The following is a 13,801-nucleotide window of genomic DNA, read 5'->3' on the forward strand; positions in this document are numbered from 1 at the left end:
GTATTTAGCCGGCTCTATGTACCGATAGTCTGAATTTGCGACAGCTTGATACTGCCCAGGCCGCCCGCCAGGTTCAGCACCATTTCAGCGCCGTTCGTGCCCAGGGTTACGCTGGTCACCGTTGCCGGCAGCGAGGTGGCGAGGGCCACCGAGTCACCCTTGTCATTCTTGGTGGTGGCATTGAAGGTGTAGGTGCCGGGTGGCGCCGTCTCACCCGCATCGGTCTTGCCGTCCCAGACGAAGCTGGAGTTGCCGGCGCTCTGGGCGCCCATGTCGATGGTGCGAACGACGTTGCCATCCTTGTCGGTGATCTTGACGGAGACGTTGCCCGTCGCCGCCGTCACCGCCACGGAACCGGTCATGCTCTTGCTGGTATCCACCATCGCCTTGTCGGTCTGGGTGATGACCGAACGCCCCACCAGCGACGAAGCCTGCAGCGCCTGGGAGGAGCTGAAGTTGCTGGAAATCGCATTCACCGAGTCATTCAGGTTGTTGATGCCTTCCAGACTGCTGAACTGCGCCAACTGTGCGACGAACGCGCCATTGTCCTGGGGCGACAGCGGGTCCTGGTTTTTCAGCTGGGTCACCAGCAATTGCAGGAACGCGTCCTTGCCCATCGCCTGGTTGCCCGTCGCCGACTTGGCGGCGTCACCGACGCTGGTGTTATCTGTCGCCGTCTTGACCTTGGAGTTAAAAAGGTCCTGGACTGCCGTGTTCGTCGAACTGTTATCAACAATGGCCATTATTTGGCGCCCCTTATCACTGACCCAGGGTCAGGACCTTCTGCATCATGGTTTTGGCGGTGTTCATCATTTCCGCGTTGGTCTGGAACGAGCGGCTGGCGGAAATCATGTCGGCCATTTCCTCGACCACGTTGACGTTGGGGTAGTACACGTACCCTTTTTCGTTCGCGGCAGGGTGGTTCGGCTCGTAGCGGGCTTCGAGGTTGCTCTGGTCTTCGACCACACCGAGCACCTGCACGCCCTGGCCTGCGGCATCCTGGTTCTGGAACAGCGAATCGCCGCTGCCACTCTGGCCGCCCTGGCCGCCCTGGAACATGGTGGCGAACACCGGGTGCCGGGCGCGGTAGGTCTGGTCGATGCTCGAAGACACGGTCTCGGCGTTGGCGATGTTACTGGCGACGGTGTTGAGGCGCGTGGTCTGCGCACTCATGCCACTACCGGCAATATTGAAAACACTGGCGAGGGACATGGCTTATTCTCCACGCAGGGCTGACATCAGCCCTTTGAATTTGCTGTTGAGCAGGGTGAAGCTGGCCTGGAAGTTCACTGAGTTCTCGGCGTAGGCCGATTGCTCCAACTGGGCGTCCACGGTGTTCTGGTCGATCGACGGTTGCATCGGCGTGCGATACAGCAGCGACTCGTCACCATTGCCCAGGCCTTGCGCCTCGATATGACGGCTGTTGGTCATGTTCAGGGCGAAGGTGCCGTTCTTGGTCTTGTCTTGCTGGGCGGCGAGCACGGCAGAGAAGTCCAGGTCCCGAGCCTTGTAGTTCGGGGTGTCGGCGTTGGCGATGTTGTTGGCCAGGACTTCGGCACGCTGGGCGCGAAAGCCCAGTGCTTGTTCGTGGATACCGAGCGCTTTATCGAAGCTGATGCTCATGGCGGAAACCTTTAGGGGCTGACCTGCTTTTCGTAACAAGGATTTAGCAAGGGCCATGCCAAGTTGCTTGAGCCCCGTAAATCAAGGGTTTGCGAGGGAATTGCCGGCGGCAATGCCAGAAAAGCGGCAAAGGGTTTCCGCGAAACGCCAGTAAAGCGGCAATGAGGGCTTGCCGCTTTGCGGCCATAAAAAAAGGGAGGCCTGTGCAGGCCTCCCTTTTTGTCCAAGCACTCGTCACTTGGCCTGGTAAATGATTCCAGGACTGCACTGCACCATCTGGTAATGATCCGGCAAACCGTTCAGCGCCTCGGAAGCCCCCAGGAACAGATAACCGCCACGCTTGAGGGTGCCGTGGATGCGCAACAGAATGTCTTTCTTCACCTCGGCCGAGAAGTAGATCAGCACGTTGCGGCAAAACACCATGTCGAACTTGCCCAGGCTGGCATAACTGTCCAGCAGGTTGAACGAGCGAAACTCCACCCGGCTCTTGATCGGCGCCTTGACCGCCCAACGCCCTGCCCCCTTGGGATCGAAGAAACGCTGCAAGCGCTCCTGGGACAACCCGCGCCCCAGCGCCAGGCTGTCGTACTCGCCGGTCTTGCAGTTGGTGAGCATGGTGCCGGACAAGTCCGTGGCCACGATTTGCGCCCCGGCCTTCAACTGGCCCATGTTGGTCCGCTCGAACTCATCGATGGCCATCGAAATCGAATACGGTTCCTGTCCCGACGAACAGGCGGCCGACCAGATGCGCAGGCGCTGGCCGGGAGCGGCCTTGATCGCCTCGGGCAGCACCTTGTTCTTGAGCACTTCAAACGGATAGGTATCGCGAAACCACAAGGTTTCGTTGGTGGTCATGGCGTCGACCACCATCTCCTTGAGCCCGCTGCGTGGCTGGCCCTGGATCCGTTGCACCAACTCCCCGAGGGACTTGATGCCTTGCTGCTCCATCAGTTTGTTGAGACGGCTGGATACCAGGTACTGCTTGTTTTCACCGAGCAATATGCCACAGGCCTTTTCCAGGAAGACCCGGAACTGTTCGAAATCCAAATTACCCGTAGACAATGATACCGCCTCTTAAATCGTGTGACCGCCAGGGAAAAGGCCCCTAGCCGTGATCTGCTGCCTTGATCCGGTCGACTACCCGGGATGCCAGGTCATCAGGGCGGAATTTGGCCAGGAAGTCATCGGCACCGACCTTCTTGACCATCGCCTGATTGAATACACCCGACAACGAAGTATGCAGGATGATATGTAGTTTTTGCATGCGTGGGTCGTTGCGTATCTCGGCCGTGAGGGTGTAGCCGTCCATTTCCGGCATCTCGATGTCGGAGATCATCATCAGGAATTCTTCTTCCGGCTTCTTGCCCTCATCCACCAGCTTGCGCAGGTAATCCAGGGCCTGGCGACCGTCATTGAGCGCGACCACTTCGACCCCAACGGTCTGCAGGCAACGGGACACCTGCTTGCGCGCAACCGAAGAGTCGTCCACCGTCAGCACCCGCAGCGAGATCGCCTTGTGCGCGGTTTCGGCGTCTACCACACCCACCGATATCGCCTCGGAGGTCGGGGCCACTTCGGCGAGGATTTTCTCCACGTCGATGATTTCCACCAACTGGTTGTCGACCCGCGTCACCGCCGTGAGGTAGTGATCGCGACCGGTGCCCTTGGGCGGCGGATGGATCTCTTCCCAGTTCATGTTGACGATGCGCTCCACCGAGCGCACCAGGAAACCCTGGGTCTTGGTGTTGTACTCGGTAATGATCACGAACGGGCTCTCGCGGTCCTGCAACCCCGCCGAACCGGTGGCCATTGCCAGGTCAAGAATCGGGATGGTCGCGCCACGAATGTTCGCCACACCGCAAACCACCGGGCTGGACTTGGGCATTATTGTCAGCTTGGGACACTGCAGCACTTCGCGAACCTTGAAGACATTAATCCCGTACAGCTGCTTGCCGTCCAGACGGAACAACAGCAACTCCAGGCGATTCTGCCCCACCAGCTGTGTGCGCTGGTTCACTGAATCCATTACACCGGCCATGCCCAGACTCCTACGCTAAAACTTAGGGGTACGACGCGTACCCAACACTAAACGGCACGAGCTTTGCTTTTTTATTGGCCATGGACATCAAAACGACAGTTTCCCGACGCCTCCGATCCCCACAGTACCGCAGATTGCTCTGCGTCTCGATGGCGTTGCTTGCCTTGGCTACGGGCCAGCCGGCCCGCGCCGATAACGTCACCTTGCCTGATCTGCTTATCGGCGTCACTCAAGGCTTTCTTGAGTTCACTGTAGAAGATTATCTGGCCACGACGCAGACACCGGGCCGCTACGAAATCCAGGTCAACCAGCTGGATCCGCGCCTGCGCATGCCCATGTGCGACAGAGAATTGACAGCTTCCCTGGAAAGCCCCGCCCAGCCCATCGGGCGCGTGACCGTGAAAGTGCGCTGCGAAGGCGCCTCGCCCTGGACGGTGTTCGTGCCGGCCCAGGTCAAACTGTTTCGCGAAGTGGTGGTGGTGACGCGCCCGCTGAAACGTACCGGAATCATTGGTTATGATGACGTCGCGATGCGCGAGCGCGACATCAGCATGATCACCCAGAGCTACCTCACGTCCCTTGACCAGGCACTCGGGCAGAAACTTACCCGACCAATGGTTGCTGACCAGGTGATTACCCTGGTCCATCTCGAGCAGGCCGAAGTCGTGCGCAAAGGTGACCAGGTGGTGATTTCCGCCAGCAGCGGTGGCCTGAATGTAAAAATGCCGGGGGAAGCCCTGTCCAACGGCGGCATGAGTGAACAGATTCGCGTCAAGAACCTGAATTCCAACCGCGTGATCAAGGCCCGGGTGACGGCGCCGGGACAGGTTGAGGTGGCTTTATAGATCACTGGCATCGGACGCCAGCTTTTCCTACACTGTGCGCAAAGCGGCATCGCGCATAGGTTTATTGTCAATCGAGCCTAAAGTTTGTCCGGGTATGGCCGAAAACATGGCAAGCGTCCAAATACCCAGAGGTTTTTTTAACATGGTCATCGATTTCAGTCGTTTGAATAACGCCCTGCCAACGCCCGGTTCTTCGCGCACCAACGGTGCCAAAGACAGCGTTGAAGCCAAGTCCCAGCCTCTGCCTGCCAAGACAGAACAGGCCGGTGCGAGCCAAAGCGGGGAATCGGTACACCTGAGCAATGAGGCTCAACAGTTGCAGAAGGTCACTGACTCGCTGAGCGATCAGCCAGTTGTCAATAAAGCCCGTGTGGCCGAATTGAAACAGGCGATTGCCGATGGCAGCTATAAGGTCGACAGCAACCGTGTAGCCAGCAAACTGCTTAACTTCGAAGCCGAGCGCTAGGCAAAGGCCTGCGCCAGGCTTTTGGACGCTTAAACCCCAAGGCCAGCCATGCACGACGAAAACTTGCTACAACTGATCATTGAAGACCTGCCTCCCGCACAGCAACTGCTGGAGCTCCTTCGAGAAGAATCACTGGCCCTGTACGGCCGGGACATGCGCATGCTGGAAGAAATCCTGGCGCGCAAGCAATCGCTGATCGTCCTGCTGGAACAGCACGGCAAGAAGCGCAGCCAGATTCTGATCAGCCTGGGCCTCACGGCCGACCACAAGGGCCTGGAACAACTCGCCAGCCACTCCACGGTGGGCGACCAGTTGCTGGCCCAGAGCAAAGAACTCAACCAGTTGCTGACCCTGTGCCAGGAAACCAACCTCCTCAACGGCCAGGCCATCCAGCTTCAGCAAGCCACGACCGCCAATCAGTTGCGTATCCTCCACGGCGGCGAGCCTCCGGCTCTCTACAACGCTCAAGGCTCCACCTCACGCCTGGCCAAGCCAAGCACCCGCAGCCAAGCCTGAAACCAGTTTGAGCGCGCCCTATCCAAGTCGCGCCACATACTGGCAAAATGACAGCACTTGCGTGTAGTCGTATTTTGTCTGGAGATGGAAGAACCGTGTTCAACACCCTTAACGCGGAAGATGCTCCGCAGCCACCCAAGGTACTCACCACGCCGCTGGAAATCGCTGGCACCTTGCGGATGCTGCAAGAAAGCCATGATCCGCTGATCATCACCTTCCATGAACGCAACCAGCGGTTTCAAAGCTACCTGGTGGAAATCGACCGGGACAGCAAGACACTGGCCCTGGACGAAATGGTCCCGCGCGACGGCGAACGCTACCTCGAGAATGGCGAAGCTTTCCGGATCGAAGGTTTTCACGATGGTGTGCGGGTAGCCTGGGAAAGCAACGGCACCCTGACCCTCGATGAAGCCGGCGGCCACCGTATTTACCGCGGCAGCATGCCTGGCGAGGTGATTTACCATCAGCGTCGCAACGCCTTCCGTGCGGCGTTGAAGCTGGCGCAACTGGTGAGCGTCGAACTGGGCGGCGACAAACTCAAGGCCCCCATCAGCGGCAAGTTGCTGGATATTTCCGCCACCGGCTGCAAATTGCGCTTCGAAGGGGATATTTCCGAGCGCCTGCAACTGGGCCAGGTCTACGACCGATTTATCGCCGCGCTACCCTTTGGCAGCATGACCACCTCGGTAGAACTGCGTTACCTGCACTTCGAAGAAAGGATCAACACCACCTTCGCCGGCCTACGTTTTCATAACATGAGCGGGCTGGTGCAGCGTCAGGTCGAGCGGTTTGTGTATCAACTGCAGCGTGAAGCGCGGCGGTTTGACAAGGACGACGACCTTTAAACAATAAAGGTCGCGACAAAAAAACGGGCAGTCCCTCAAGGGGGCTGCCCGTTTTTGCTTTCAGGGGCGCGCCCTGCTCAAGTCGTGGGGGTGATCATCCGGGTCCGGATGCTCTGGTGGCTCGGTGACAGGCTCCAGCTGATCCAGTTCGGGATCGACTTCCGGCTCGGGATCCACAACGGCGGTCTGCATCTGGTCCTGCACCACCTGTTCGTCCACTCGCGGATCGAGGCACGCTACCAGGGGCGAGCTGGACATGCTGTCGGGCATCGCCACGTGATGCAGGGGTGCGTCGTCCACCTGATGCAGGTTGGTGACCGCCTTGGGCCGGATGCGCCACACCAGGATCAATGCGCACACGCTGAAAAACGCATACAGCATATGGCTGCCGAACAGCTTCATCACCACACCGGCCAACAGCGGGCCGACACTGGCGCCGATGCCGTAGGTCACCAGCAACATCGCAGTGAGCGACACCCGGCGATCACCCTCGACGTGGTCGTTGGAAAACGCCACAGCCAGCGGGTACAGGCAGAACTGCACCAGGGAACAGAGAAAGCCCGCGACGAACAGCACTTCCAGTGGTACCTGGGTCATGATCGCCAACGGCAACGCGGCCACCGCCAGGCACAAGGCGAAACAGCGAATCAACAGCGCGCGGTCATATCGATCGGACAGCCAGCCCAATGGCCACTGCACCAGCAGCCCGGCGAAAATGCAGCTACCCATGAACAGGCCGACCTGCTCGGTGGTCAGCCCCTGCTGAGACGCGTACAGCGGTGCCAAACCGTAGAACGAGCCGACGATCAGCCCGGCCCCCAACACCGTACTGAGGGACTGCGGCACCCGCTTGATAAAGAAGCGCGGCTCCATCGGCGCCGGATGCAGCGGCGCCGGGTGAATACGGCGAGTCATGGCCACCGGCACCAGGCACAGCGCAAAACACAGCGCGACCAGCATCAGCAACTCAAGCCCCAACTGCGGGTGCATCACAAGGATCAACTGGCCCAGCACCAGGCCCAGGTACGAGGCGATCATATAGCCGCTGAACACCGCACCGCGTTGCTTGGCTTCAGCTTGTTCGTTAAGCCAGCTCTCGATGACCATGTACTGGCACATCATGCCCAGGCCGACAATCATCCGCAGCACAATCCAGGCTGGCAGCCAGTTGATCAGCCCGTGGCCCAACACCGCCGCGCCGACGATCCCGGCACAGGTGGCGTAGGCCCGGATATGCCCGACGCGGCCAATCAGGCGGTGACCGATCTTGCCCCCCAACACCAGGCCAAAATAGTTGGCGGCCATCAACGCACCGACCCACAGGCTGTCGACGTGATCTGCCGCCAGGCGCAAGGCCAGGTAAGTACTGAGCAGGCCAGAGCCGATCAGCATCATCAGGGAAGCAAAATAAAGGGCTCGAAAAGGTTTCCAGATCTGGCGCATCGGCGTTCCGAGCGGCTCCTTGCTGTGGGTGTCAGGACTACCGGAATGATAGTCCCGGGTCGTCGGGTCCGGACAGCCAAAACACGCGGTTGCCGGGGAATATTTTGCTCATGCCAATTGGCTACGTGTCAGACGCTCGCCAGTCACCCGCGAGGTACAGGATGCAGACGAATACTTGCGCGCCCCGCTCTTGCCTCCCGTGTGAACCTCAAACGCGGGCAAGGTTCGGTTGGTGTTTGAAAAGTCTGCCGCACTCAAACGCCCGGCCACAAAAAAGCCCCGCCAGATAAATCTGATCGGGGCTTGCGGACGTCGAGGCCGCTTGGGCAGCAACGGTGAAGTGGTGTCCCAGGGCCGGTTCGAACGGCCAACCTTCCCCTTAGGAGGGGGATGCTCTATCCAATTGAGCTACTGGGACTAATGACAGCCAACCGGCGATGGGCACGGCGACGGACGGCGTGCATGTTAACGGCGCAGGTGAATTTTGTCATGTCGTCCGTTGGCTTTTTGAGTGTAGGCCCATGCCAGTGACAGCTGGTGGTATTCCGCTCAACGATTACGGACGGTTCGGACCATCGTGCAAAATGCACTCCCCCAAAATGCCATCATTGCAAATTGCAACAGCATGACAATCTGAACACTATATAAATGTTTGATTTTAAAGGATTTATTGTCAATTAAAGACTGGCACGACACCTGCAATCCTTTATCCTACAAATACAGTCCGGCCCAGCCATCTGCGGAGAACATGCACATGAACAGCGCACTTCTACTAGCCCTCAATACCGTTGCACTGGCTGCGCTGGTGATGTTCCATTTTCAGTCCACCACTTCCGACGACGCCGCACAGGTCAGCCAGGCGATTCCCCACCACCTGCAGCAGCGTCCGCAACTGGCTGTCATGAAGCCGAACATGCAATCCCCACTGCAACTGACCCAGGGCACTCAAGCTGCTCCTGCCACTGAACACTGGGTTTTCTGAACCGCTTACCGGAGCATTCCATGAACAAGTCCGCCTGGCTGTTTCTGACCCTGACACTGGCCGCCGCCGGCCTCGGCCTTAACGTATTGTCGCAAGACGTACAGACAGTCTCCTTCGTCGCCGCCGGCGTGTTTGGCAGCCTGTGGGTATTGGCAGTCTTCATTGGTCGCCGCATCAAATTCGATCCCGTACTGCGCTGAATCCCCCCGCTCGTCGCCCTCGCTAAAATCGCTGCCACGCCTCGGCTCGTCCGTCCGGACAGCCGACCATATGTCGCTCCGCATTCGTAAATTGGCAATTTGCCACTAATCTTAAAGTTAAGGGCAAAAGGCCATATTGCTATAGGATGTGCGCCCGAAAAGCCTTTTGCGCCCAGGGTCTGCGGGCTCAACACTCATTTGGGTGCGTCCGCGGAAAGTTTTCCAACCAGTCCGCAAATTTTGAAATGAGTACTGGCATAAAGCCGGTAGCCGGTTCAATATTTGTCACAGAATTGACGCCAAGGAACTGGCAAATCTGAGGCATGATGCGGCCTCTTTGCAATTCAGGTTGAACATTTGGCAGCAAACCTTGTCCTAACATGCATCTTGCGGCCAATTCCAAAAACCGCTCCCCTGAACTAACCGGTTAAATATATGCGCCCATTGAAACAGGCAATTTATTCCAGCCGTACGGCTGACAAGTTCGTCGTACGTCTGCCAGACGGAATGCGGGAACGCATTGCCGAGGTGGCTCGCAATCATCACCGCAGCATGAACTCCGAAATCATCGCACGCCTGGAACAAAGCCTGATTCAGGAAGGTGCGCTGGGCGACGAGCTGAGCATGCGCCTGGACAGCCCCGAGCTGTCACTGCACGAACGCGAACTGCTGCAGCGTTTTCGTCAGCTCTCCCACCGCCAGCAAAATGCTCTCGTCTCGCTGATCGCCCACGACGTTGAGGCAGCTGCAGAAGCCAACTGATTGGCAACTGAAAGCTGAAAGCCAGCCATGCGCTGGCTTTTTTTTGCCCGGGATTTGGTCAGGAAAGGATCAAGGGGCAAATGCCCCCGATCCATGGAAAGGATCAAAGCAGGAAGATGGTTGCCAGGCCCAGGAAGATGAAGAAGCCGCCACTGTCGGTCATGGCCGTGATCATCACACTGGCGCCCATCGCCGGGTCTCGTCCAAGGCGCACCAGGGTCATTGGAATCAGAACCCCCATCAACGCTGCCAGCAGCAGGTTAAGCGTCATGGCCGCCGTCATGACCACGCCGAGCGACCAGCTGCCATACAGCAGGTACGCCACGATACCGATGACACCGCCCCACACCAGGCCGTTGATCAGCGCGACCGCAAGCTCCTTGCGCATCAAACGCTTGCCATGCCCGGTCCCCACCTGATCCAGCGCCATGGCGCGGACGATCATGGTGATGGTCTGGTTACCCGAGTTACCGCCAATACCCGCCACAATCGGCATCAGTGCAGCCAGGGCCACGAGCTTCTCGATGGAGCCTTCAAACAGGCCGATCACCCGTGAAGCAATAAACGCGGTAATCAAATTCACCGCCAGCCAGGCCCAGCGGTTACGCAGGGACTTCCAGACCGACGCAAAAATATCCTCTTCTTCCCGCAGACCGGCCATGTTGAGGACTTCGCTTTCGCTCTCCTCACGAATCAGGTCGACCATTTCATCGATGGTCAGACGGCCGATCAGCTTGCCGTTCTTGTCGACCACCGGGGCCGAGATCAAGTCATAACGCTCAAACGCCTGGGCTGCGTCGTAAGCGTCTTCGTCCGGATGGAAACTCACCGGGTCACTGGCCATGACGTCCGCGACTTTTTTGTCCGGATCATTGACCAGCAGGCGCTTGATCGGCAGTACGCCCTTGAGGATCCCTTCGTAGTCGACCACGAACAGCTTGTCGGTGTGGCCTGGCAACTCTTTCAAACGGCGCAGGTAGCGCAGAACCACTTCCAGGCTGACGTCTTCACGGATGGTGACCATCTCGAAGTCCATCAACGCACCGACCTGCTCCTCGTCGTAGGACAACGCCGAGCGCACACGCTCGCGCTGCTGGCCATCGAGGGTTTCCATCAGCTCATGGACGACGTCACGCGGCAGCTCGGAAGCCAGGTCAGCGAGTTCGTCGGCATCCATGTCCTTGGCGGCCGCCAGGAGCTCGTGATCGTCCATGTCGGCGATCAGCGTTTCACGGACCGAGTCGGATACTTCGAGGAGGATGTCGCCGTCGCGGTCAGCCTTGACCAACTGCCAAAGGGTCAGGCGGTCATTCAGCGGCAAGGCTTCGAGGATGTAGGCAACGTCGGCGGAGTGCAGGTCATCGAGCTTGCGTTGCAGCTCGACAAGGTTTTGCCGGTGGACCAGGTTCTCGACCCGGTCATTGTTCGCGCCTTCCTGGCGATGCGTCAGGTCTTCGACCACGCGCTGGCGCTGCAGCAGCTCGACGACTTGAGCCAGGCGATCCTGCAGGCTTTCTTGTGTTTTCTTTACTTCAACTTCGGTCATAGGCGAACTCCACTCCCAGCAGCGGGGCACGCCGGAAGGATCAATCAGTCAATTCATGATTGGTAAAACGGGGTACTGAGTAACTACTGGGTAAGTCCATGGAGGTGTTCCACAAGCCCCGGCGGGGCTGACGGGCGCAATGATACACCGGGCGGCCGCGTTTAACGTCAAAAAACTGGAAAGAACAAGCGCTTGCGACACAAAGCTGAGCATTGGCCACACATATGAACTGCGACGACACAGCTTGAGAGGAAAACACATGGGCGGGAGAAAAAGGCGCCACGGGAAATAAAAACCCCAGACGGCAAAAAGCCCGCACTAGGCGGGCTTTTTGTTGTTTGGTGCACTCGACAGGATTCGAACCTGTGACCGCTCGGTTCGTAGCCGAGTACTCTATCCAGCTGAGCTACGAGTGCAGATTGTGTTTTTAGACCAGATCACAACTGGTTGAAGCCAAGTTACCTGCATTGCTGCAACTAACTCTTAAATGGTGCACTCGACAGGATTCGAACCTGTGACCGCTCGGTTCGTAGCCGAGTACTCTATCCAGCTGAGCTACGAGTGCATTTGTTGCCGCGCATTATAGGCCGTTCAATCTCTATGTAAAGCTATTTTTTCGTTTAGTTTCAACAAGTTAGCGAAAAAACCAGATTGCAACGTACTAAGCAAATAATGGCGGAGAACGGGGGATTCGAACCCCCGACACCCTTTTGAGGTGTACTCCCTTAGCAGGGGAGCGCCTTCGGCCACTCGGCCAGCTCTCCGCAACACGGGGCGTATATTAACCAGCTTCATCCCCGTTTGCAAACATAAAAAACGATAAAAATTAATGGCTTGGTTCTTCGTCCTTCTCTTTCTTGATCCGCAGGTAGATTTCCTCGCGGTGGACAGCCACCTCTTTCGGAGCGTTAACCCCGATACGCACTTGATTGCCTTTGACGCCGAGCACGGTCACGGTGATTTCGCCATCACCAATAATCAGGCTTTCTGCGCATCGACGAGTCAGAATCAGCATACCTTTCTCCTCACGCATTTCATTTCGGGAACAACAGTCTGCAAAAAAAAGGCATTCGACCTACAACCAAATGGCCATAGCCCTACACGCCTAAGTATTGTCGAGCGCAGGTAAAAGAACAGGTCTTCATCACGCGTCCGGCAAAAAAATGAAAGGCGCGGATAACCGCGCCTTCCTGGCAACGCATCACTCGCCCTGTCGGGCCGGAGCGTCCAGCTCAAAAGCGGTATGCAGTGCGCGTACAGCCAGTTCCAGGTACTTCTCTTCGATCACCACCGACACCTTGATTTCCGATGTGGAGATCATCTGGATGTTGATGCTTTCCTTGGCCAAGGCTTCGAACATGCGGCTGGCAACGCCCGCATGGGAACGCATGCCCACGCCCACGATCGACACCTTGGCAATCTTGGTATCGCCGACCACTTCACGGGCGCCGATTTCCTTCGCGGTGTTCTGCAGGATACGCTCCGCCGCATCGTACTCGTTGCGGTGCACGGTGAAGGTGAAATCGGTGGTGTTATCGTGCGAAACGTTCTGCACGATCATGTCGACTTCGATGTTCGCGCCACTGATCGGGCCCAGGATCTTGAAAGCCACGCCCGGGGTGTCTGGCACGCCACGGATAGTCAGCTTGGCTTCATCACGGTTGAAAGCGATACCGGAAATGATCGGCTGTTCCATGGATTCCTCTTCATCAATAGTAATGAGGGTGCCCGGACCCTCCTTGAAGCTGTGCAGTACGCGCAGCGGAACGTTGTATTTGCCGGCGAACTCAACGGCACGGATCTGCAACACCTTGGAACCGAGGCTGGCCATTTCCAGCATCTCTTCGAAGGTGATCTTGTCCAGGCGCTGAGCCACGGACACGACCCGCGGGTCGGTGGTGTAGACGCCATCCACATCGGTGTAGATCTGGCATTCGTCAGCCTTCAGGGCTGCCGCCAGGGCCACGCCAGTGGTGTCGGAACCGCCACGACCGAGGGTGGTGATGTTGCCGTGCTCGTCGACGCCCTGGAAACCGGCGACAACTACCACACGACCGGCTTTCAGGTCAGCGCGAATCTTCTGGTCATCAATCTGCAGGATGCGGGCTTTAGTGTGCGCGCTATCCGTAAGAATGCGGACCTGGTTGCCAGTGTAGGACACCGCCGGCACACCACGCTTGTTCAGCGCCATGGCCAGCAATGCGATGGTCACCTGCTCCCCGGTGGAAATGATCACGTCCAGTTCACGGGGAACCGGTTGCTGATCGCCACTGATTTGCTTGGCCAGATCGATCAGGCGATTGGTCTCGCCGCTCATGGCCGACAGCACCACCACCAGGTCATCGCCGGCATCGCGGAATTTCTTAACCTTGTCGGCGACCTGCTCGATTCTTTCGACAGAACCGACCGAGGTGCCTCCAAATTTCTGTACGATCAAAGCCATTTCTAAGCCGCCTCAGCCCGTAAAGGGGCGCCTGTTATTCAATCAACCAGCACTGACTGAGCCCGCGACTAGACCACGGGCTCATTAACAGC

16 protein-coding genes and 4 tRNA genes are annotated in these 13,801 nt (G+C 58.0%); 7 read left to right on the forward strand and 13 right to left on the reverse strand.

What is annotated here, in order from left to right; all coding sequences use genetic code 11:
- Nucleotides 1–14: 14 nt before the first annotated feature.
- The 5 genes from flgD to QF039_RS20815 all read right to left on the reverse strand — a co-directional run bounded on the left by flgD (nucleotide 15) and on the right by QF039_RS20815 (nucleotide 3,661).
- Entirely contained in the window at nucleotides 15–743 is a 729-nt protein-coding gene (gene flgD / locus QF039_RS20795; protein ID WP_003214242.1) for a flagellar hook assembly protein FlgD, read from the reverse strand.
- 16 nt (nucleotides 744–759) lie between these two features.
- Entirely contained in the window at nucleotides 760–1,212 is a 453-nt protein-coding gene (gene flgC, locus QF039_RS20800; protein ID WP_003214244.1) for a flagellar basal body rod protein FlgC, read from the reverse strand.
- Nucleotides 1,213–1,215: 3 nt separating this feature from the next.
- Nucleotides 1,216–1,623: a flagellar basal body rod protein FlgB gene (gene flgB, locus QF039_RS20805; RefSeq protein ID WP_003214246.1), complete on the reverse strand. Its 408-nt coding sequence runs from the start codon at nucleotides 1,621–1,623 to the stop codon at nucleotides 1,216–1,218.
- A gap of 234 nt (nucleotides 1,624–1,857) precedes the next feature.
- Nucleotides 1,858–2,685 carry a protein-glutamate O-methyltransferase CheR gene (cheR, locus tag QF039_RS20810; protein WP_003214248.1) on the reverse strand — a complete coding sequence of 276 codons (828 nt, stop codon included), beginning with the start codon at nucleotides 2,683–2,685 and terminating at the stop codon, nucleotides 1,858–1,860.
- 43 nt (nucleotides 2,686–2,728) lie between these two features.
- Nucleotides 2,729–3,661, reverse strand: a complete 933-nt coding sequence (locus tag QF039_RS20815; protein ID WP_003214250.1) for a chemotaxis protein CheV — start codon at nucleotides 3,659–3,661, stop codon at nucleotides 2,729–2,731.
- A gap of 80 nt (nucleotides 3,662–3,741) precedes the next feature.
- Here QF039_RS20815 and flgA point away from each other — a divergent pair, with 80 nt between their 5' ends.
- The 4 genes from flgA (at nucleotide 3,742) to QF039_RS20835 (ending at nucleotide 6,333) form a co-directional block, all read left to right on the forward strand.
- Nucleotides 3,742–4,506 carry a flagellar basal body P-ring formation chaperone FlgA gene (flgA, locus tag QF039_RS20820; RefSeq protein WP_032899382.1) on the forward strand — a complete coding sequence of 255 codons (765 nt, stop codon included), beginning with the start codon at nucleotides 3,742–3,744 and terminating at the stop codon, nucleotides 4,504–4,506.
- A 142-nt stretch (nucleotides 4,507–4,648) separates the two neighbouring features.
- Nucleotides 4,649–4,972 (forward strand): flagellar biosynthesis anti-sigma factor FlgM, encoded by a 324-nt coding sequence (gene flgM / locus QF039_RS20825; protein WP_003214254.1) that lies wholly within the window; start codon nucleotides 4,649–4,651, stop codon nucleotides 4,970–4,972.
- 48 nt (nucleotides 4,973–5,020) lie between these two features.
- Nucleotides 5,021–5,488 (forward strand): flagellar protein FlgN, encoded by a 468-nt coding sequence (gene flgN / locus QF039_RS20830; protein WP_003214256.1) that lies wholly within the window; start codon nucleotides 5,021–5,023, stop codon nucleotides 5,486–5,488.
- A 95-nt stretch (nucleotides 5,489–5,583) separates the two neighbouring features.
- The gene (locus QF039_RS20835) at nucleotides 5,584–6,333 is read left to right on the forward strand and encodes a flagellar brake protein (RefSeq protein WP_177066986.1); all 750 of its coding nucleotides are present in this window, start codon (nucleotides 5,584–5,586) and stop codon (nucleotides 6,331–6,333) included.
- A gap of 60 nt (nucleotides 6,334–6,393) precedes the next feature.
- Here QF039_RS20835 and QF039_RS20840 read toward each other — a convergent pair whose 3' ends face one another.
- Together QF039_RS20840 and QF039_RS20845 are read right to left on the reverse strand one after the other, a co-directional pair.
- Complete coding sequence (locus tag QF039_RS20840; protein WP_307520446.1) at nucleotides 6,394–7,776, reverse strand: MFS transporter; 1,383 nt, start codon at nucleotides 7,774–7,776, stop codon at nucleotides 6,394–6,396.
- Nucleotides 7,777–8,117: 341 nt separating this feature from the next.
- Nucleotides 8,118–8,194: transfer RNA gene (locus QF039_RS20845), tRNA-Arg, on the reverse strand.
- Between the two features lie 336 nt (nucleotides 8,195–8,530).
- Here QF039_RS20845 and QF039_RS20850 point away from each other — a divergent pair.
- The 3 genes from QF039_RS20850 (at nucleotide 8,531) to QF039_RS20860 (ending at nucleotide 9,720) form a co-directional block, all read left to right on the forward strand.
- Nucleotides 8,531–8,758: a hypothetical protein gene (locus tag QF039_RS20850; protein WP_003214261.1), complete on the forward strand. Its 228-nt coding sequence runs from the start codon at nucleotides 8,531–8,533 to the stop codon at nucleotides 8,756–8,758.
- Nucleotides 8,759–8,778: 20 nt separating this feature from the next.
- The gene (locus QF039_RS20855) at nucleotides 8,779–8,958 is read left to right on the forward strand and encodes a PA3371 family protein (RefSeq protein ID WP_307520448.1); all 180 of its coding nucleotides are present in this window, start codon (nucleotides 8,779–8,781) and stop codon (nucleotides 8,956–8,958) included.
- A 435-nt stretch (nucleotides 8,959–9,393) separates the two neighbouring features.
- Nucleotides 9,394–9,720, forward strand: a complete 327-nt coding sequence (locus QF039_RS20860) for an Arc family DNA-binding protein (RefSeq protein ID WP_003175643.1) — start codon at nucleotides 9,394–9,396, stop codon at nucleotides 9,718–9,720.
- A gap of 103 nt (nucleotides 9,721–9,823) precedes the next feature.
- Here the strand turns inward: QF039_RS20860 and mgtE are convergent, their stop codons facing one another.
- The 6 genes from mgtE to QF039_RS20890 form a co-directional block, all read right to left on the reverse strand.
- Complete coding sequence (gene mgtE, locus QF039_RS20865) at nucleotides 9,824–11,266, reverse strand: magnesium transporter (protein ID WP_003214265.1); 1,443 nt, start codon at nucleotides 11,264–11,266, stop codon at nucleotides 9,824–9,826.
- A 339-nt stretch (nucleotides 11,267–11,605) separates the two neighbouring features.
- Nucleotides 11,606–11,682 (reverse strand) — tRNA-Arg (locus QF039_RS20870).
- A 72-nt stretch (nucleotides 11,683–11,754) separates the two neighbouring features.
- Nucleotides 11,755–11,831: transfer RNA gene (locus QF039_RS20875), tRNA-Arg, on the reverse strand.
- 108 nt (nucleotides 11,832–11,939) lie between these two features.
- A tRNA-Ser gene (locus QF039_RS20880) sits at nucleotides 11,940–12,030 on the reverse strand.
- Between the two features lie 62 nt (nucleotides 12,031–12,092).
- Complete coding sequence (gene csrA / locus QF039_RS20885) at nucleotides 12,093–12,281, reverse strand: carbon storage regulator CsrA (protein ID WP_002554426.1); 189 nt, start codon at nucleotides 12,279–12,281, stop codon at nucleotides 12,093–12,095.
- Between the two features lie 186 nt (nucleotides 12,282–12,467).
- A complete protein-coding gene (locus tag QF039_RS20890) occupies nucleotides 12,468–13,709 on the reverse strand; it encodes an aspartate kinase (RefSeq protein WP_003214308.1) in 1,242 nt (413 codons plus the stop codon).
- Between the last annotated feature and the right edge of the window lie 92 nt (nucleotides 13,710–13,801).

The organism is Pseudomonas sp. W2I6, from assembly GCF_030815935.1.
Taxonomy (GTDB): Bacteria; Pseudomonadota; Gammaproteobacteria; order Pseudomonadales; family Pseudomonadaceae; genus Aquipseudomonas.

Coding starts and splice junctions, on each gene's coding strand:
- flgD (WP_003214242.1), bottom strand. CDS start 743: ATGGCCATTGTTGATAACAGTTCGACGAACACGGCAGTCCAGGACCTT.
- flgC (WP_003214244.1), bottom strand. CDS start 1,212: ATGTCCCTCGCCAGTGTTTTCAATATTGCCGGTAGTGGCATGAGTGCG.
- flgB (WP_003214246.1), bottom strand. CDS start 1,623: ATGAGCATCAGCTTCGATAAAGCGCTCGGTATCCACGAACAAGCACTG.
- QF039_RS20815 (WP_003214250.1), bottom strand. CDS start 3,661: ATGGCCGGTGTAATGGATTCAGTGAACCAGCGCACACAGCTGGTGGGG.
- flgA (WP_032899382.1), top strand. CDS start 3,742: ATGGACATCAAAACGACAGTTTCCCGACGCCTCCGATCCCCACAGTAC.
- flgM (WP_003214254.1), top strand. CDS start 4,649: ATGGTCATCGATTTCAGTCGTTTGAATAACGCCCTGCCAACGCCCGGT.
- flgN (WP_003214256.1), top strand. CDS start 5,021: ATGCACGACGAAAACTTGCTACAACTGATCATTGAAGACCTGCCTCCC.
- QF039_RS20840 (WP_307520446.1), bottom strand. CDS start 7,776: ATGCGCCAGATCTGGAAACCTTTTCGAGCCCTTTATTTTGCTTCCCTG.
- QF039_RS20850 (WP_003214261.1), top strand. CDS start 8,531: ATGAACAGCGCACTTCTACTAGCCCTCAATACCGTTGCACTGGCTGCG.
- QF039_RS20855 (WP_307520448.1), top strand. CDS start 8,779: ATGAACAAGTCCGCCTGGCTGTTTCTGACCCTGACACTGGCCGCCGCC.
- QF039_RS20860 (WP_003175643.1), top strand. CDS start 9,394: ATGCGCCCATTGAAACAGGCAATTTATTCCAGCCGTACGGCTGACAAG.
- mgtE (WP_003214265.1), bottom strand. CDS start 11,266: ATGACCGAAGTTGAAGTAAAGAAAACACAAGAAAGCCTGCAGGATCGC.
- csrA (WP_002554426.1), bottom strand. CDS start 12,281: ATGCTGATTCTGACTCGTCGATGCGCAGAAAGCCTGATTATTGGTGAT.
- QF039_RS20890 (WP_003214308.1), bottom strand. CDS start 13,709: ATGGCTTTGATCGTACAGAAATTTGGAGGCACCTCGGTCGGTTCTGTC.